The following is an 18039-nucleotide window of genomic DNA, read 5'->3' as shown; positions in this document are numbered from 1 at the left end:
CAGCCAGCTGGCAGCGGGCCTCCCGTCCGTCAGGCGGTCCGTCGGACCGCCACACGCCGTCGCCGACCGGCGACCGCCCAGACCCCCGCGGTCACGAGGACCGGCAGCCCGAGTCCGAGCACCGCGAGCGACACCGGGTCCGGGGCGAACGGCATGTGGACGACGCCGTCCGGTGTCGGTGTGAACCGGAGCGTCAGGGCGCGGAGCGGCAGGGTCCCGAGCGCGACCCCGACCAGCGAGCCGACCAGCGTGAGCAGCGCGGCCTGCCACGTCGAGACCAGGCGGCGGACACCGGGCGAGGCGCCGACCGCGTCGAGCACCTCGTCGTCACGACGCCCGTCGGCCCGCGCCAGCCCGATCGCCACGGTCGTGGCACCGAGCGTGACGATCCCGGCCAGGAGTGTGACGACGACCGCGATCGGTCGGAACGGGTCCTCGGGGCCGTTCTCCACCGAGAACCACGGGTACCAGAGGTCGGCGTCGGCACCCGCCGCGGTCTGCCAGGTCGCCGCGAGGGTGTCCGTCTGCTCGTCGGTGATGCCACCCGGGAAGGACCCGACCAGGAAGGAGCGCTCGGTCTCGAGCCCGTGCCGCTGGGCGCCCTGCGGCGTGAGGAACAGTCCGAGGTGGAGGGGTTGGTCGGTGTGCTCGACCACGGCCGGCAGGGTCGTCGAGCTCGTCGCCCGCGAGGTCGGCTGCTCGCCGTACGCGGTGAACTGCGAGAAGGGTCGGGTGTCGAGCCGGACCACGCCGTCGCGCACGTACTCGGGCCGCATGGAGACGGCGTCACCGCGTTCGAGTGAGGCGCGTGCGACCCGGGACGGCCGGTGGCCGAGGAGCTCGGCGAGGTCGTCGACGTCTCCGGTCAGGACGTGCGGGCGCGAGGCGTCCGGTGCGCTCAACCAGTCGGAGCACGCTCCGGTGCTGCTGTCGGCACAGTCCCGCTGGTGCACGTCGACGGGCAGGGTGACCGGGGCGTCGTCGGACCCGGTCTCGACGCCCGCGCCGAGGAGTCGGACGTCGGCGTCGGGCAGGACCTGGCGCACGACCCGGAGTGCCCGGTCGCGGAGCGCCGCGTCGATCCCGTCCCCGGTGATGGACGCGGTGCCCACGCCCTCCGCGGTGGAGAACTCGTACTGCGCGTCGGTCTGCGCCTGTCCCGCGGCCGCGAAGGTCAGCACGACGGTCGAGACGAACACGACGCTCATCACGCTCGCGAGCACGGGGACCGTCCGGACCGGGTTGCGGACGGCGTCGCGGACGGCGATCCGGGCGGGCAGACCGAGCCGCTCCCCGATCCGGGCGACCCCGGCGAGCAGCCGACGCGCGGCGAGGACGATGCCGAGCTGCGCCAGGCAGGGGCCGACCGCCACGCCGACGCCGACCACGAGCGCGAGGTGGTCGTCCTGCACCGGACGGTCGTTGAGCATCAGCACGCCCACGCCGCAGGCCATCGTCATCAGCACGCCGACCCCGGCGAGCACGGGTCCCGCGGCTGCGGCCCACCGACGCCGGGACGCGGGCGCGGGGCGGGTGGCGCCACGGAGGGCACTGTCCACGTCGACGCGGCTCGCGCTCCTGGCGGCGACGAGCGAGGCCGCCCACCCGGCCAGGACCCCGAGCGCCACGACGGCGAGCAGCACGAGCCATGGCAGGTGCACCCCGGGGTAGCGAGCGCGGTCCCCCCGAGTCGAGCAGGTGGAAGGCCGCGACACCGCCGCCGATGCCGAGCACGGTGCCGCACACCGCTCCGACGGCACCGAGCACGAGGCCGGAGGACGACACGACCGTGAAGAGGAAGCGCCGGTCGCCGCCGACGCTCGCCAGCACCGCGTGCGAGCGGGTGTCCGCACGGGAGCTCACCAGGAACGCCGCAGCCGCGAGCAACCCGACCTCGAACAGGGCGAACGCCCCGGCGAGGCCGACGTACCCGTAACTGACGATCGGGTCGTACCCGCCGGAGCTCCTGCTGGCGAAGGGCGGGTCGAGCACGACGGCCCGGGACTCGACCACGATGCCGTGGTCGTTGTACCGCTGGACCTCGGGCCAGGTCACGCTGTGGTCGGGGAGGAACACCTGGGTGGCGTCGTCGTCGCCGAGCCCGAGGGACCCCCCACGGGCCGAACACGGCGAGGGTGGACGACGGTCGACCGAGGTCGCGGAGTGTGCCGACGATCGTGACCTGCCGCTGCACCGGGTCCTCGAGCTCGAGTGTCTCGCCGACGGCGACGTGCAGGCGGTCGAGCGTGGCGGGTGTCACGAGCACCTGGCCTGCGGCGCGCGGGACGGCGCCGTCGATCCGGTCCCAGTGCCCGTGGAGGGCGCCGGCCCAGGTCTCGCCCTCGACCGCGGTGACCGTCACGGGGACCTCCGGCCCGGCGACGACCGCGGAGCCCTCCCGCACCGGGATGGACGCGGCTCCGTCCGGGACAGAGGTGAGCAGGTCCGCGGTCGGCGGGGCCGGGGTGTCGGCGTCGGTGCTGGTGGGGTCGTCCTGCCAACGCTGGAGCGGCGTGCCGGGCCGCGTCACGGCGGCGTAGCGGTCGACCGGGTCCTGCCGCATCCCGACCAGGTCCGGGCCGTTCGACTCGAGGAGCGCGGCGGACCGCCCGAGCTCGACGGTCAACTCGTCCTCGGTGCTCTGTGTCGTCGACGCGATGAGCACGCTGCCCGCCGCGAGTCCGGCGATCGGCAGCCCGATGAGCGACGCGACGAGCACCGCGCGACCGGTCCGGGCGAACGCCAGACGCCGGGCCAGCAGGAGCGCGGGCCGGAGGGCGAACGGGGAGCGGCTGCGGATCGTCGGACGGTGCGTGTCCCGACGGGGCCGCTCGCTCACGACCGGTCCTGCGCGTCCGACAGGGCCAGCTCCACGCCGGCGTAGGCGGTCTCGTCGACGATGCGGCCGTCGCGGAGGAACACGATCCGGTCCGCCCAGGCTGCGTGCCGGGCGTCGTGCGTGACGAGCAGCGCGCCGGCACCGGAGTCGACGTGTCGGCGGAGCATGCGCAACACGACCTCGCCGGTCTGCGAGTCGAGGGCACCGGTCGGCTCGTCGGCGAGGACGAGCTTCCGGTCGCCGACGACCCCGCGGGCGATCGCGACCCGCTGCCGCTGGCCGCCGGAGAGGTCGTCCGGCCAGGCGTCGAGGCGGTGCCCGAGCTCGACGCTCTCCAGTGCGAGCTGTGCGGCCTTCCGGGCACGCCCGGTGCGCCAGCCGTCGAGCTCGAGTGGGAGCGCCACGTTCTCGACCGCGGTCAGCGAGGGGATGAGGTTGAAGTCCTGGAAGACGAAGCCGAGCACCCGCCGACGCAGGGCCGCGAGCTCCCGGGCCGGACGGTCGGACACCCATTCGCCGTCGATGCGGACCTCACCGCTCGTCGGCGGCATGAGCGTCCCGGACACGGACAACAGGGTCGACTTGCCCGATCCGGAGGTCCCCATCACGGCGACCATCTCGCCCGGACGGATCGTCAGGTCGACACCGGCCAGAGCGGTCACGGCCTGCGCACCGCTGCCGTACTGCACGGCCACGGCGTCGAGTTCGAGGAGCGGGGTCGAGGTCATCGGACGGCCTCGCCGGAGCGACGGCCGGTGGGCTCGCTGCCGTACGCGTCCTCGTCGTCGGGCTGGCCGAGGGTCCCGCGCGACGTCGGCTGGTACCGCGCGACGCTCGACTCCACGTGGTCGAGCCAGCGGACCTCGGACTCGGCCTGGAACACCATCGACTCGAGGACGAGCGACCATGCCAGGTCGGTCGCCGGGTCCGTGGTGCGCTTGAGGCGCGTCAGGTCCTGCAGTGCCCGGACCGCTGCCGTGCGCTGCACCTGCACGAGGCGTTGCACGTCGACGCCGGGGACCGTGACCGCGATCGCGAACTTGATCGCGAGTTCGTCCCGTCCGCGCTTGGCCGGGACCGGCTCGCTGAACCACCGGTCGACCGCCTCGCGGCCCGCGTCGGTCGCCGTGTAGACGACGTGTCCGTCGTCGTCGGCGTCCCCCGCGGGCCACGAGGCCGTCGCGCTCCAACCGATCGAGCGTCGTGTAGACCTGGCCGATGTTCAGCGGCCAGCTGCCCCCGGTCCGGTGCTCGAACTCCCCCCCGGAGCTGGTAGCCGTAGCCCGGCTCGGCCACCAGCAGTGCGAGTACGCCCATGCGGACACTCATCGTTCCCCCCTCCGCCCCGGCGGAGCGCTTCTCCCCCGGGCATACCGAGTATGCACATACCCGGTATGCCGGGACAAGCGGGTCGGGCGGAAGTCATCCTGCAGACGGACGGGAGGCCCGTGGCGATCCCGCCACGGGCCTCCCGGTCGGAGCGGGACAGCTCAGCTGTGCAGCTTCGACAGCTCCTGGAACTCCTCGTCGCTGAGCTCGATCGTCGCGCCCTGGAGGTTGTCCTCGAGGTGGTCGACGCTCGACGTGCCGGGGATCGGCAGCATGACGGGCGAACGCTTGAGCAGCCACGCGAGCGCGACCTGCGCCGGGGTGGCGTCCTTCTGCTTCGCGAGTTCGGTGAGCGGCGAGTCCGCACCGGTCAGGCCGCCGGTCGCGAGCGGGAACCACGGGATGAAGCCGATGCCCTGCTCCTCCGACCAGTCGAGGAGCTCCTCGGCCGAACGGTCGGTGAGGTTGTAGAGGTTCTGCACGGAGACGATCGTGGCGATCTGCTGCGCGGCCTTCACGTCGTCGACCGAGACCTCGGACAGCCCGATGTGGCGGATCTTGCCCTCGTCCTGCAGCTTCTTCAGCTCGCCGATCTGGTCCTCGAGCGGGACCTTCGGGTCGATGCGGTGCAGCTGGAACAGGTCGATGCGCTCGAGGCCGAGGCGGCGGAGGCTCATCTCGGCCTCCTGGCGCAGGTACTCCGGGCGGCCGACCGGCGGCCACTCGTTCGGGCCGGTGCGGGTCAGGCCGGCCTTCGTGGCGATGACGACGTCGTCGCCGTAGGGGTGGAGGGCCTCCTTGAGGAGCTCCTCGGCGACGTAGGGGCCGTACGAGTCGGCCGTGTCGAAGAAGTTCACGCCCAGCTCGACGGCGCGCTTCAGGACGCGGATCGCCTCGTCGTGGTCCTTCGGCGGTCCCCAGACGCCGGGGCCGGTGAGCTGCATGGTGCCGTAGCCGAGGCGGTTGACCTCGAGGTCCCCGCCGATGCGGAAGGTGCCGGAGGACGCGGCCGGACGGTTCGTGGTGTCAGTGCCAGTGGTCATGCATCCCGGTCTACGCCTCCGGGTCGATGACCCGTGGAGGCTGCGCACCGGGACGGGGGTACGGCGTCTCCCCACGCGTGAGGCCACCGACGAGCTTCGCGATGCGGTTCGCCCGCGCGGTCTCACTCGGGGCGGTCACCACTCGGTGCACGACGGCGTACCGGTTCGTCGCGTCGAGCTCCGCGAACAGAGCGGCGGCCGTCGGTGCGGCGTCGAGCGCTGCCCGCAGGTCCTCGGGCACCTCGGCGGTCGCAGCCCCCGCGTACGCGCGGTCCCACCGACCGTCGTCCTTCGCGCGGTCGACCTCCGCCTGCCCGCGCGGCCGCATCCGTCCGGCCTCCACCAGCGCGGCGACGAGTCCGACGTTCCGCTTCGACCACAGGGACGCCTTCCGCCGCGGGGTGAACCGCTGCAGGAACGTGGCCGCGTCGAGCCCGCGCTTCGACCCGTCGATCCACCCGGAGCAGAGCGCCTCGTCCAGGGCTTGCGCGTACGTCAGGCTCGTCGGGCTGGTCGTGCCCTTCTTGGCGAGGACGAGCCAGACCCCGTCGGACGTGTCCTCGTGCCCGTCCAGCCAGGCGCGCCAGGCGGCGGCGTCGGCGACGACGAACGGCTCGATCTCCATGCCGGTCATGGTCGCACGCGGTCGCATCCCGAGCCACTGATGCGGACGGCGTCGGCCCACGCGGACACCCAGTCCGGCAGGGTCAGGTCACGGGGTGCGCCACCGGCGGCGGCGAGCAGCTCGTCGGGCCGGACCGTGCCTCCAGTCCGGCGGAGGAACCGGGCCTGCACGACCGCCCGGGCCACGACGTCCCCGTGCCGCGTGAACGTCTGCTCCATGTACACCGCCCGCTCGTCCACCCCGAGCACCCGCGAGCGCAGCTCGAAGCGCTGCCCGAGCGTCAGCGACCGTTTGTAGGTGATCGTCTGTGCGGCCACGACGGGGTACCAGCCGCGCGCGCCGACCACCTGCCAGAAGCCGGAGCGCAGCATGAGGTCGAGTCGGCCGAGGTCGAGCAGCGACAGGTACTTCCCGTTGTTGACGTGCCGCAGCGGGTCCAGGTCGGTGAGCGTCACACGGAACGGCGTCCGCGATTCGTCCCACAGCGACAGCCGCCGCCGGGACAACCGGATGCGCAGGGTCAGCAGCAGGAGCCGGAAGGTCAGGTTCACGGGGTCGATCCGACCACCACCGGGGCCCCGGCGCGAGGAGCTTGGAGGTTCCCCACCACGACGGTGCCGTCGCCCGCCTCGACCTTGCCGTTTCCCGCTCTCCGCTTGCCGCTCCGCGGTGCATTCCCGGCAGACGGGCACGGTCAGGGCCTCCCTCCACGACGACCCGGGCGAGTACACCGGGACCTGCAGACAACGGACCTGATGAAAGGACCACGCATGCAGACACGCTTCCTCTCCGACCTCCAGGTCGGCGCGATCGGCCTCGGCACCATGGGCATGAGCGCCTTCTACTCCGGCGCCGGCTCCGACGACGCCGAGTCGATCCGGACCATCCAGCGCGCCATCGACCTCGGCGTCACGCTCTTCGACACCGCCGAGGCGTACGGCCCGTACACGAACGAGGAACTCCTCGCCGAAGCCCTCAAGGGCCGTCGCGACGAGGTCGTCATCGCCACGAAGTTCGGGCTCTACCACCACGAGGCCGACGAGCAGACGCCGACCCAGACCCGGGCGATCTCCAGCGCCCCCCGAGTCCGTCCGGGTCGCCCTCGAGGGGTCGCTCCGCCGCCTCGGCACCGACCACATCGACCTGTACTACCAGCACCGCGTCGACCCGGCCGTCCCGATCGAGGACGTCATCGGGCAGCTCGCCGGCTTCGTGCAGGAGGGCAAGATCCGCCACATCGGGCTGTCCGAGGCCTCCGCCGCGACGATCCGCAAGGCCCACGCCGTGCACCCGATCACCGCGCTGCAGAGCGAGTACTCGCTGTGGACGCGCGACCCCGAGGGTGACGTGCTCGACACCCTGCGCGAGCTCGGGATCGGCCTCGTGCCGTACTCGCCGCTCGGCCGCGGGTTCCTCACCGGCGCGATCACGAAGCCGTCGGACCTCGGCGAGGACGACTTCCGGTCGGCGAACCCGCGCTTCCAGGAGGAGGCCTTCGCGGCGAACATGCGGATCGTCGACGCGGTGAAGGGCATCGCGGACGAGGTCGGCGGCACCCCCCGCCCAGGTCGCCCTCGCGTGGCTGCTCGCGCAGGGCGAGGACATCGTCCCGATCCCGGGCACGAAGCGCGTCACCCGGCTCGAGGAGAACGTCGGCGCGGCCGACGTCACGCTCTCGGCCGACCAGGTCGAGCGCCTGTCGGCGCTGCCGCTGCCGACCGGGGACCGCTACCCCGACATGTCGAGCATCGGGCGCTGACCCTCCCGCAACACGCACCGTGGGCGGCAGCGTGCAACGCGATCGCGCTGCACGGCGCCGCCCACGGTGCGTCCTGCGTGCCGCTGGACGCGCGTCAGACCTCGGCTGCGAAGGCCGCGACGCGCAGCTGCAGGTCCTCCATCCGCCGGAGGCGCGCGGCCTCGACGTCGTAGCCCTCGTACGCCGGCGGCGGGGTCGTCCGGACGTTGCGCGAGCACTGGAAGTCCTGGCAGACCAGTGTGCCGACCGTGTTGCCCTTCCGGCCGGACGACCCCGAGTGCTTCGCGGCGTAGAAGACGACGTCGTTCGGCAGCTTCACGTCCTGGCACCACGAGCACTGGGCCCGGGACCTGGGCGAGGCCTCGGCCTGCCGGAACAGGATGCCGACGAGGTCGCCGTCGAGCGTCGGGACGACCACGTAGGCGCGGCGGGCGGTCTTCGGGTCACGCCACCCGAGGAAGGTCAGGTCGTCCCACACGACGGCGTCGAGGTCGGGGACGGTCATGTCGGCGAGTTCGCGACGGGAGGCGTTGACGAAGGAGGCACGGACGGCCTCCGGGGTGATCGGGAGCATGGTGAGCCTGTCGTTCTGGCACCGGCGCAGTGTCGTGCGTCAGCGGTGCGGTCGTTCAGAGGGGTCGATGACGGCGCCGTGTCGGACGACACGGCGGGGGGCGTCAGGCCCTGATGCCGGCGCTGGCGCCGACGACCTCCTCGGAACGGGTGCTCACGTCCTCCACCCTACGGTCGCGCGACGACGAGCACCAGCGACCCCTCGTAGGACGGCTGCACCCGGAGACGGCCGTGCCGGGCGTCCCACGAACCGTCCTCGATCGCGGTGCGGAGCGCGTTGACCGAGCGCGCCGCCGTCATCTCGTCGACGAACGCCCACGCCGAGTTCGCCTTGCGGGCGCCCGGGTCGAGGAGCCGTTCCGGTCGGCCGTAGTACGCCTCCGAGAACCCGTCGACGCACGTGAACGGGATCGGCAGGCGCGTGGTCGTGACGTCGCCGCCGAGGGCAGCGGTGATGCGGTCCAGGGACGGGTAGCGGCGGGCCTCGGTCGCCATCACCTCGGGGGGCGTACTCGGCCAGCCAGAGGTCCTCGACGCGCGTGGGGTCGCAGGTGAGCAGGACGACCGGGCCCCGGGTGACGCGCCGCACCTCGGCGAGGCCGCGGTCGAGGTCCGCCCACTGGTGCACGGAGAACGTCGCCATCGCCGCGTCGAAGGCGTCGTCGGCGAAGGGCAGGTCCTCGGCGGACGCGTCCACTGCCTCCGGCAGGTCGCCCGGACGCTGCGCCCGCATGGTGGCGGATGGCTCGACGGCGGTGACCTCGCGGTCCCGCGGCTCGTACGACCCGGCACCCGCTCCGACGTTCAGCACGGTGCGGGCCTGCCCGAGTGCCGACCGGATCGCTCGTTCGAACGACGGTTCCGGCCGGCGGTACCGGGTGTACCCGTCGCCGATGGTGCCGTAGTCGGCGTCCCCGGCCGATCCGTCCGCAGTCCTCGTCACGCCGTCAGCCTACGGCGGCGGACCCGCGCCGCGACCGGTCGGAGGCGGAGCCTCAGTCGACCGACTCGGACGACCGTGACGCCGCCCGCTGCTCGGCGAGCTCGGTGGCCGCCCACGTGCCGAGCAGGGAGAGGGAGCGCTCGGACTCCGACCCGGGGTCGGCTCCGTAGGTGAACACCGTGAGCCCGGGGTCCGCGACGAGGTCGAGCGCCTCGAACGACAGCTCGAGGTCGCCGACGATCGGGTGGTGCAGGTGCTTCCGGCCGGAGCGGTGCACGTGCACGTCGTGCTCGGCCCACCACGTCCGGAACTCCTCGCTCTTCACCGACAGCTCGCCGACCAGGGTCATCAGGCCCGGCTCGCAGGGGTTCGAGGCCGCCGTCGTCCGCAGCACGGCGACGGCGTCGCGGGCGGTCTGTTCCCAGCGCGGGAAGAAGTCGCGGGCGGCCGGGTCGAGGAACGCGAACCGGGCGGTGTTGACCGGACGTCCGGTCCCGGCGAAGACGGGCGCGTAGAGCGCGCGGCCGAGGGTGTTCGTCGCGACGATGTCGAGCCGCTCGTTGCGGATCCAGGCGGGTGCCCCGGTGATCGCGTCGAGGAGTCGCTGCACCGCGGGGCGGACCGACGTGGGCACGGCGCGGTGGGTGCTCTTCACGCCCGCGTTCGCGAGTCGGGCGAGGTCGGCCAGGTGGGCGCGCTCGGCCTCGTCGAGCTGGAGCGCGGTGGCGAGACCGTCGAGCACGCCCTCCGAGACGCCCTTCAGGGTGCCGCGTTCGAGCCGCGTGTAGTAGTCGACGCTGACACCGGCGAGCATCGCGACCTCGTGACGACGGAGGCCCGGGACGCGCCGGGTGCCGCCGCCGAAGGACGGCATACCGGCCTGGTCGGGGGTGAGGCGCGCTCGCCGGCTGGAGAGGAAGTCGCGGATCTCGTTGCGGACGTCGATACCCATGACGCCAGGCTACGGGGCGGAGCCGGGACCGGTGCGGGTACCGCCGGTGCCGGCCACGGCGGCGCGACGCGGTGACCGCCGGACGGGAGGCCCGACTCCGGTCCGGTGTCGAGCCTCCCGTCCGGCGCTGGTCACCCCGCGGCCTCGGCGGCCGCCGAGACGGCGACGGCGGTGATCCGCACGCGGGAGACGCGGTGACCGGCCATGGCGGTGACCTCGAGCCGGTGTCCGGCCACCTCGACCACGTCGCCGACGCGCGGGACACGGTCGAGGGCGACCTGCACCAGGCCGCCGACGGTCTCGTAGTCCCCGTCGGGCAGGGCGGGGCCGCCGTCGGCCGCGAGGTCCTCGAGGACGAGTGCCCCGTCGACCTCGTCGTGGCGGGTCGGGGTGCGGTCGTCGTACTCGTCGCGGATGGTCCCCACCAGGTCCTCCAGCAGCGCCTCGAGCGTGACCATGCCGGCGCTGCCGCCGTACTCGTCGACGACGAGCGCGATCTGGTGGCCGTCGGCGCGCATGTCCGCGATCGCCCCGGTCAGCGACTTCGTCTCGGGCATCGCCAGCACCGGGCGGACCACGGTCGCGACGGCCGCGCCGGGGTCGGTCGGTCGCAGGAGGTCCCGGAGGTGCACGAACCCGACGACGTCGTCCCGGGACCCGCCGGTGACGAGGTACCGCGTGTGGCCGCGGTCGATCGCCTGGTCCGTCGCCCGGGCGAGCGGCAGGCCCGCGTCGAGGACGTCGACGTCGAACCAGGGCCGCATGGACTCGCGGAGGATGCGGTCCCCGGCGTCGAGGGCACTGCGGGCGATCCGGCGACCCTGCGCGTCGATCGCGTCGTGGTCGGTCACGAGGCCCCGGAGCTCCTCGGTGCTCATCGACTCGCTGCGGGCGTCGGGGTCGCCGCCGAGGAGTCGGACGACGGCGTTCGTCGACGTCGACAGCACCCAGATCACGGGGCGCATGAGCACGGCGAACCGGTCGAGCGTCGGTGCGACGAGCATCGAGAACCCCTCGGCGCGCTGGAGGGCCAGCCGCTTCGGCACGAGTTCACCGAACACGAGCGAGAGGTAGGCGATGACGAGGGTCATCGCGACGAGGGCGACGGCCTCGGCAGCGCCCTGCTCGAGCCCGAGCCCGGTGAGGAGCGGGGCGACGTCCGGCGCGATCGACGCGGCACCGTAGGCGGCCGAGAAGAACCCGGCCACCGTGACGCCGATCTGGACCGCGGACAGGAAGCGGTTCGGGTCACGGCCGAGCGCGGCGACGCGTGCACCCCGGGACCCGCGGCGTTCGAGCTGCTGCAATTGGGATTCGCGGAGCGAGACGAGGGCGATCTCGGCGGCGGCGAACACACCACCGACGAGCACGAAGAGGACGACGAGTCCGAAGGCGATCCAGGTGTCGGCACCCATCAGCGGGGCTGCGCGGAGTGGGACGCCTGCGGCGACGTCGGGTGGGCGGGCGGTCTGTGGTGATCGTCCATCCTGTGATCATGCACAGGGAGACTGAGACGGTGCCGCGGGGCGGCTGTGTCCTCGCTGTCCGCCGCGGTCGTGGCAGCCGGACAGGGGACGGAACGGGATCTAGAGCGGTTGCCCGGTGTGCGCGGCGATCCACGCTGCCGGGTCGATGGGGAGCGTGCCGTCCATCAGGACCTCGAGGTGCAGGTGTGCCCCGGTCGAGACCCCGGAGGAGCCGACGCTGCCGATGAACTGGCCGGGCTCGACGCGGTCGCCGACCTGCAGCGGGGAGGAGCCGGGGATCATGTGCCCGTAGAGGGTCGAGACCTTCCGACCGTCCACGACGTGGTCGATGATGACGGTCTCGCCGTACGAGAAGTACACGCCCGAGACCCGGACCGTCCCGGCGGCCACCGCCCCGATCGGCGCACCCATGCCGGGGTTGAAGTCGAGGCCCTGGTGCAGCGACGAGCACGCGCCACAGGGAGCCGTGCGGTACCCGAAGCCGGAGCTCATCCGCACGGGACCGGGGAACGGCGAGCGGACCGCGCCGCCGTACGTCACCGAGGCTCCGGGCTTCGCGTCGGCCGCGGCGACGCCACCACCGACCGTGAAACCGTCGCGGCTCGTGCTCGCCAGGGCGACCTGGGTGACGGCGAAGTCCTGGGTGGTCACGGTCGGCGCGAGCGTCGAGGTCGCGACGGAGGGACCGGTGCCGGCGTGCGCAGGCATGGCGGAGGCGCCGAACATGACGAGGGCGGCGACGGCGCTCGTCACCGTGAGGCTGCTCGCCCGGGCGGCGCGACGGGGGCTCCGGGGGGGTCGGGGCGGCGACCGCGGCTGTCCGACGCGGCGCGAGTGCGACCTGCCGACGCGGAACCCGGCGGATGCGGGTGTCGGCGTGGCGCTCCGATGCGGGAGCGGCGACGTGCGGCCGCTCGGTCCGGCCGCTCGGCTCGGTCCGGCCGGTCTGCTCGGTCCGGCCGCTCTGCGCAGCGCCCGCCGCCTGCTCGTCCCACACCGCTTGCTCGGCCGGCACGGTGTTCCCGACCTGCTCGGTCTGACGGGCCCGCGCGGCCCGTTCGGCGGCGAGGGCAGCACGGCGGGTCAGGTGCACGACGGGCGTGCTGCTGGAGTGGTCTGCGTCAGGGGGGAGTCATGGCCGCAGCCCATTCTGCACGAAGCTGTCCGCTTGTACAGCCCCTCTTCCGACACCCTGCAGCGTCGCCGGTTGCCCCCCGGCGCGGTGGGGTGGCAGCCGGCCCCGCTGGGAGTCGACCCGGCGGACACAGGCGATCCGGGCCTCCCGGCCGGTCCGTCAGTAGGGTCGGGGGGAAGCGACGGAGAGGACCCCTCATGGCCCGATCGCCGCGGGAGCGGCACGAACCCATCGACCTGCGGTCGGCGGAGGTCGTGCTCGCCGGTACCCAGGACCTCCTCCCCGTCCTCCGGTCGGCGGCCGTCCGCGCCGGGGTGGACGCGGCGCGCATGCGGGTGGTCGGCGTCGACGACGTGCCGGACCTCGACGGCGAGGCGGACGCCGAGCTGGCGGTCATCGCGATCCGTCGCTCCGGTGACGACCCCGCGTTCCTCCGCGCGCAGGAGACCGCCGAACGGCTCGCCCCGTTGCTCCGACCCACTGCCGTGCGCATCGTCATCACCGTGTCGGGCCGGACCCGGCTGGTACCGAAGCTCGAGCGCGCCCTCACGGCGGAGGTCCTGCACCAGCTCGGAGCGGCCACGGCGGTGTCCGGCTTCCGGCGGCCCTTCCGCAACCTGCGGACCCGGCTCGGGACCGCCGGGCTGCGCACCGCCGGGCTGCGGGTCTTCCGTCTGACGGTCTGACGACCGGGAGGCCCGCGGCGCCTCCGGCGGCACGGCCGCCGTCCACAGATGGGAGCCTGGCCGACAGTTTCCCCAGCGTCGGTGTCTTGACGTCGAGACATCTCGCGCCGCGAGTAGCGTGGGGGGGCACGGACCGCGCGAACAAGGGAGTACCCGCCAGCATGGCCAAGATCATCTACACGCTCACCGACGAGGCCCCGTTCCTCGCGACCCACTCCTTCCTGCCCGTCATCGCGTCCTTCGCGAAGACCGCGGGTGTCGAGGTCGAGACCCGCGACATCTCGCTCTCGGGACGGATCATCGCCCAGTTCCCGGAGCGGCTCACCGACGAGCAGCGCCTGGACGACGCCCTGGCCGAGCTCGGAGAGCTGGCCGGGACGCCCGAGGCCAACATCATCAAGCTGCCGAACATCTCGGCGTCGATCCCGCAGCTCAAGGTCGCGATCGCGGAGCTCCAGGCGCAGGGCTACGACCTGCCGGACTACCCGGACGAGCCGACCACGGACGACGAGCGCGACGCCCGCGCCCGGTACGACCGCGTCAAGGGCAGTGCCGTGAACCCGGTGCTGCGCGAGGGGGAACTCGGACCGCCGGGCCCCGCTGTCGGTCAAGAACTACGCCCGCAAGCACCCGCACCGCATGGGTGCGTGGCGTGCCGACTCGAAGACGAACGTCGTCACGATGGGCGTCGACGACTTCCGGTCGAACGAGAAGACCTGGGTCGCCCCGGCCGAGGACACCCTGACCATCACGTTCGTGGCACAGGACGGCACCGAGCAGACGCTCGGCCAGCCGATCCCGGTGCTCGCCGGAGAGGTCGTCGACGGCACCGTGCTGCACGTCGCCGCGCTCGAGGCGTTCCTGCGGAAGCAGATCCAGCGTGCCGCGGACGAGGACGTCCTGTTCTCGGTGCACCTCAAGGCCACGATGATGAAGGTCTCCGACCCGATCATCTTCGGGCACGTCATCCGCGCGTTCTTCCCCGACGTCTTCGCCCGCTACGGCGCAGACCTCGCCGCGGCCGGGCTCACCCCGAACGACGGCCTCGGCTCGATCCTCGCCGGGCTCGACGCCCTGCCGAACGGCGCCGAGATCAAGCAGGCGTTCCAGGACGGCATCGACGCCGGCCCCGACCTCGCCATGGTCGACTCGGACAAGGGCATCACGAACCTGCACGTCCCGAGCGACGTCATCGTGGACGCCTCCATGCCCGCGATGATCCGCACCTCCGGCCACATGTGGGGCCCGGACGGCGAGGAGCACGACACCGTCGCAGTCATCCCGGACTCGAGCTACGCCGGCATCTACCAGGCCGTGATCGAGGACTGCCGCGCGAACGGCGCGTTCGACCCCGCCACCATGGGCTCGGTGCCGAACGTCGGTCTCATGGCGCTCAAGGCGGAGGAGTACGGCTCCCACGACAAGACCTTCGAGCTCCCGGGCGCCGGTGTGGTCCGCGTCACGAACGCGGCCGGCGAGACCGTCCTCGAGCACGACGTCGAGCAGGGTGACATCTGGCGCGCCTGCCAGACCAAGGACGTCGCCGTGCGTGACTGGGTGAAGCTCGCGGTCACCCGTGCCCGCGCCACCGGCTCGCCCGCGGTGTTCTGGCTCGACGAGACCCGTGCGCACGACGCCGCGCTGATCGGCCTCGTCCGGACGTACCTGCAGGAGCACGACACCGACGGCCTGCAGATCGAGGTCCTGTCGCCCGAGGACGCGATGCGGTTCTCGCTCGAGCGCATCCGCCGCGGCGAGGACACGATCTCGGTCACGGGCAACGTGCTCCGCGACTACCTGACCGACCTGTTCCCGATCATGGAGCTCGGCACCTCGGCCAAGATGCTCTCGGTCGTCCCGCTCCTCGGCGGTGGCGGACTGTTCGAGACCGGTGCCGGCGGGTCCGCGCCGAAGCACGTGCAGCAGCTCGTGCAGCAGAACTACCTGCGCTGGGACAGCCTCGGGGAGTTCCTCGCGCTCGCCGTCAGCCTCGAGCACCTCGCCGGGGTGACCGGCAACGCCCGGGCGAAGGTCCTCGCGGACACGCTCGACCGCGCCACCGGGACGTTCCTCGACGAGGACAAGTCGCCCGGCCGCAAGCTCGGCTCGATCGACAACCGCGGCAGCCACTTCTACCTGGCGAAGTACTGGGCCGAGGAGCTCGCCGCGCAGACCGAGGACGCCGAGCTCGCTGCGGCGTTCCAGGGCCTCGCCACGACCCTCGCCGAGCAGGAGGACACGATCGTCCACGAACTCGTCGAGGTGCAGGGCCACCCGGCGGACATCGGCGGGTACTACCGGCCCGACGACGCCAAGACGAGTGCGGTCATGCGCCCGTCGGCGACGCTGAACGCGGCGCTCGCGAGCCTGTAGGCGCGGTCCCACGCGGACGGGAGGCCCGGTGCCGGCTGGCACCGGGCCTCCCGTCCGTCCGCGCTCGGCGGGCCCGCTGACCCGATGCGGCCCGACGCGGACCCCGGCGCGGAAGCGACAGTCCGCGGGGATCTTTCCGCGCACAACTGTCGCTTTCGTGACCCGGTCGCTTCCGGACCCCGTCCCGCGCGCGACCGGTCCTGCGCGCGAGCCGGCCGGCGGCCTGCCGTCAGCGGGACGGCACTGGCGGACCGAGCACGAGCAGCACGCCGAACACGGCCGCGACGAGCACGACGCCGACCACGGCCGCGAGCACCGGGTGCCGCACCACGAGGAACAGCAGCCGGTCGAGCGGCCCCTGTCGTTCCCCGGCCGACGGCCCGCGACGCCACGCGCCGTCGAGCATGCCGCGCCGGGCGACCGCGACCTCGAACGGCAGCGTCGTGTACGGCACGACCGAGCTGAGCCACCCGAGGGCCGTGGCGCCGAACGACCAGCGCTGGTTGACGGCGACGACGGTCGTGGCGACGAGGTAGGCGAGGAACACGAAGCCGTGCACGCCGCCGCCGACGCGGACCGGCCAGTCCCCGGCGCCGAGGCCGTACTTCAGCAGCATGCCCACCAGGAGCATCGTCCAGGTCACGAGTTCCGCGATCGCGAGGCCGCGGAACAGGGATCGAGGCGTCATGCCGACCATCGTGGCGGACTCCGCTGAGGGACAGCACGACGCCCCGACCGTGGTCGGCCGGGGCGTCGTGTGGGTCCTGGTCAGCGTCGGACGGAGACGACCTGCTGGAGGTCGTTCACACCGGTGCCGGCCTTCCACGTGCCGACGTTGGCGGTCCGGATCGCGAAGTCCGGGTTCCGTGCGATCGACCGCTCCGGAGCGGGCAGTGCCAGTGCCACCCGCCAGGTACCGGACGGGACCCGCGCGAGCGAGGCGGTGACCGTCGCGGTCGTCCCGGGCTGCCAGGACGACGCATCCGCACGGACGGGGACGGTCACGCGGCGGTGGCCGTTCGTCAGCACGAGCTGCACCGGACGGGGGTTGTACGGCGCGGCCCAGCCGTCGTTGCGGACCGACACCGACACCGACGCGTGCTTCCCGGAGGTCACGGTGCTCGACGTCATCGTGAACCGGTAGCCGAGCTTCTTCGCGGCGTCCGTCATGCCCGCATCGCCCCACGACGCCAGGACGTCCTGGTTGTAGTCGAGGTTCAGGTAGCTGTAGTGGTACTTCGCCATCTCGGCCGAGGCGGACGGGTACTCCGACCGCGGGGCGTTCACCGCGCAGGTCTCGCCACCGACCGGGACGTACCGCGACTCAGCGGCCAGGTAGTCCTGGTCGAGCGACAGCGGATCGGTCAGGAACGTGCCGAAGTCGTCCGGCGAGGCGAGGAAGCAGTCGTTGTGGTGGCCGATGCGCGACGCCGCGGAACCGTCGTGCGCCTGGGCGGCAGTGAGCGCGCCGGCGGTGCCGGACGGCGTGCGGAGGGCGTCCTGCTTCATCTGCATGGTGCGCACCTGGATGGAGCGGCTCGACGGCAGTGCGGCGAGCTCGGCCTCCACGACCTGGCGCCTGGCGTCCTTGTCCGCCTCCGTCAGCACGCCGGGGTTCGCCGGATCACTGGCGAAGTGGTCCGTGTAGTAGCCCTCGCCCCAGAGGCCGATGAACCCCTCCTGCAGCGTGGGGATGACGTCCGCGTTCCGGCGGAGGGTCGGCGTGAGCTGCTCGATGTGCGCGAGCACGGTGGGCAGGTCGGCGTCACCGTACGGTGCCGAGTACGGGTAGTCGCCGCCCTGCACGTAGGCGAACCGGGTGATCACGCCCACGCCGGCCGCGCGGGCGGTGTCGTAGTCGCGCTGCACCAGGCGGAGCCAGGCCGGGCTGAGCCGTCGCTGGTCGGCGAACGCCTCCATGTAGAACACCCGGACGATCTGCGTGACGCCCTCCGACCGGTAGCCACGGAGCGTGGCGGCGTCGAGCGGGGTGTACCCGCTGCCGTCGGCGCGGTAGTGCGTCGCGGTGGTGTGGTCGAACCCGCGGGAGGGGTTCGGGATGACCGCGTCGCTCGCCGTGTACGTCACGGTCGAGCTGGTCGGTGCCGGATGATGGTGACCGCCGTGCGGGGACGCCCACGCGTTCGTCGGCACGGCGAGAGCGATGACGGCCGCGAGTGCGGCGGTGGTGATGGTGCGGTGCTGCATCGGACGAGCCCCTGTCCTCGGCGCGGACGCTGATCGGCACCCCCCTGGTGTCGACGCCTGCGCGGATGTGATCAAAAAGTAGGCCAA

Annotated in this window: 14 protein-coding genes and 3 pseudogenes; 3 read left to right on the top strand and 14 right to left on the bottom strand. The window is 72.9% G+C overall.

Annotation, left to right across the window (positions count from 1 at the left end):
* Positions 1–29: 29 nt before the first annotated feature.
* The 6 genes from DEJ15_RS01495 to DEJ15_RS01470 form a co-directional block, all read right to left on the bottom strand.
* Entirely contained in the window at positions 30–1643 is a 1614-nt protein-coding gene (locus DEJ15_RS01495; RefSeq protein ID WP_284175466.1) for an ABC transporter permease family protein, read from the bottom strand.
* A 1192-nt stretch (positions 1644–2835) separates the two neighbouring features.
* A complete protein-coding gene (locus DEJ15_RS01490; protein ID WP_110824375.1) occupies positions 2836–3567 on the bottom strand; it encodes an ABC transporter ATP-binding protein in 732 nt (243 codons plus the stop codon).
* Entirely contained in the window at positions 3564–3845 is a 282-nt protein-coding gene (locus DEJ15_RS17335; RefSeq protein WP_349814775.1) for a hypothetical protein, read from the bottom strand. The genes DEJ15_RS01490 and DEJ15_RS17335 overlap by 4 nt, the downstream gene beginning before the upstream one ends.
* A 484-nt stretch (positions 3846–4329) precedes the next feature.
* The gene (locus DEJ15_RS01480; protein ID WP_110824373.1) at positions 4330–5211 is read right to left on the bottom strand and encodes an aldo/keto reductase; all 882 of its coding nucleotides are present in this window, start codon (positions 5209–5211) and stop codon (positions 4330–4332) included.
* Between the two features lie 10 nt (positions 5212–5221).
* The gene (locus DEJ15_RS01475) at positions 5222–5836 is read right to left on the bottom strand and encodes a YdeI/OmpD-associated family protein (protein ID WP_220032659.1); all 615 of its coding nucleotides are present in this window, start codon (positions 5834–5836) and stop codon (positions 5222–5224) included.
* 5 nt (positions 5837–5841) lie between these two features.
* Entirely contained in the window at positions 5842–6387 is a 546-nt protein-coding gene (locus DEJ15_RS01470; protein WP_110824372.1) for an acyl-CoA thioesterase, read from the bottom strand.
* Positions 6388–6606: 219 nt separating this feature from the next.
* Here DEJ15_RS01470 and DEJ15_RS19250 point away from each other — a divergent pair.
* Positions 6607–7595: pseudogene (locus DEJ15_RS19250) on the top strand (aldo/keto reductase).
* 94 nt (positions 7596–7689) lie between these two features.
* Here the strand turns inward: DEJ15_RS19250 and DEJ15_RS01460 are convergent.
* The 6 genes and pseudogenes from DEJ15_RS01460 to DEJ15_RS01435 all read right to left on the bottom strand — a co-directional run bounded on the left by DEJ15_RS01460 (position 7690) and on the right by DEJ15_RS01435 (position 12303).
* Complete coding sequence (locus tag DEJ15_RS01460; RefSeq protein WP_110824370.1) at positions 7690–8169, bottom strand: FBP domain-containing protein; 480 nt, start codon at positions 8167–8169, stop codon at positions 7690–7692.
* 167 nt (positions 8170–8336) lie between these two features.
* Entirely contained in the window at positions 8337–8666 is a 330-nt protein-coding gene (locus tag DEJ15_RS01455) for a hypothetical protein (RefSeq protein ID WP_284176330.1), read from the bottom strand.
* A 133-nt stretch (positions 8667–8799) separates the two neighbouring features.
* Positions 8800–8979 (bottom strand): annotated as a pseudogene (locus DEJ15_RS01450) (methyltransferase domain-containing protein); the annotation flags it as partial.
* 184 nt (positions 8980–9163) lie between these two features.
* On the bottom strand, positions 9164–10063 hold the full coding sequence (locus DEJ15_RS01445; RefSeq protein WP_110824368.1) for a helix-turn-helix transcriptional regulator: 900 nt from the start codon (positions 10061–10063) through the stop codon (positions 9164–9166).
* A gap of 131 nt (positions 10064–10194) precedes the next feature.
* Positions 10195–11478 carry a hemolysin family protein gene (locus tag DEJ15_RS01440; protein ID WP_110824367.1) on the bottom strand — a complete coding sequence of 428 codons (1284 nt, stop codon included), beginning with the start codon at positions 11476–11478 and terminating at the stop codon, positions 10195–10197.
* Positions 11479–11649: 171 nt separating this feature from the next.
* Positions 11650–12303 (bottom strand): M23 family metallopeptidase, encoded by a 654-nt coding sequence (locus DEJ15_RS01435; RefSeq protein WP_284175463.1) that lies wholly within the window; start codon positions 12301–12303, stop codon positions 11650–11652.
* Positions 12304–12882: 579 nt separating this feature from the next.
* On the opposite strand from DEJ15_RS01435, the gene DEJ15_RS01430 reads away from it, so the two are divergent.
* Together DEJ15_RS01430 and DEJ15_RS01425 are read left to right on the top strand one after the other, a co-directional pair.
* Positions 12883–13371 carry a hypothetical protein gene (locus DEJ15_RS01430; RefSeq protein ID WP_110824365.1) on the top strand — a complete coding sequence of 163 codons (489 nt, stop codon included), beginning with the start codon at positions 12883–12885 and terminating at the stop codon, positions 13369–13371.
* A 161-nt stretch (positions 13372–13532) separates the two neighbouring features.
* A pseudogene (locus DEJ15_RS01425) lies at positions 13533–15744 on the top strand (NADP-dependent isocitrate dehydrogenase).
* A 229-nt stretch (positions 15745–15973) separates the two neighbouring features.
* Here DEJ15_RS01425 and DEJ15_RS01420 read toward each other — a convergent pair.
* Positions 15974–16432 (bottom strand): DUF3817 domain-containing protein, encoded by a 459-nt coding sequence (locus DEJ15_RS01420; RefSeq protein WP_110824363.1) that lies wholly within the window; start codon positions 16430–16432, stop codon positions 15974–15976.
* Positions 16433–16512: 80 nt separating this feature from the next.
* Positions 16513–17952 carry a DUF4832 domain-containing protein gene (locus DEJ15_RS01415; protein WP_110824362.1) on the bottom strand — a complete coding sequence of 480 codons (1440 nt, stop codon included), beginning with the start codon at positions 17950–17952 and terminating at the stop codon, positions 16513–16515.
* Positions 17953–18039 lie beyond the last annotated feature (87 nt).

This window comes from Curtobacterium sp. MCJR17_043 (genome assembly GCF_003224315.2).
Taxonomy (GTDB): domain Bacteria; phylum Actinomycetota; class Actinomycetes; order Actinomycetales; family Microbacteriaceae; genus Curtobacterium.
Note: the sequence above shows the minus strand (reverse complement) of the source record. Positions and strands in the feature narration are given on the sequence as shown.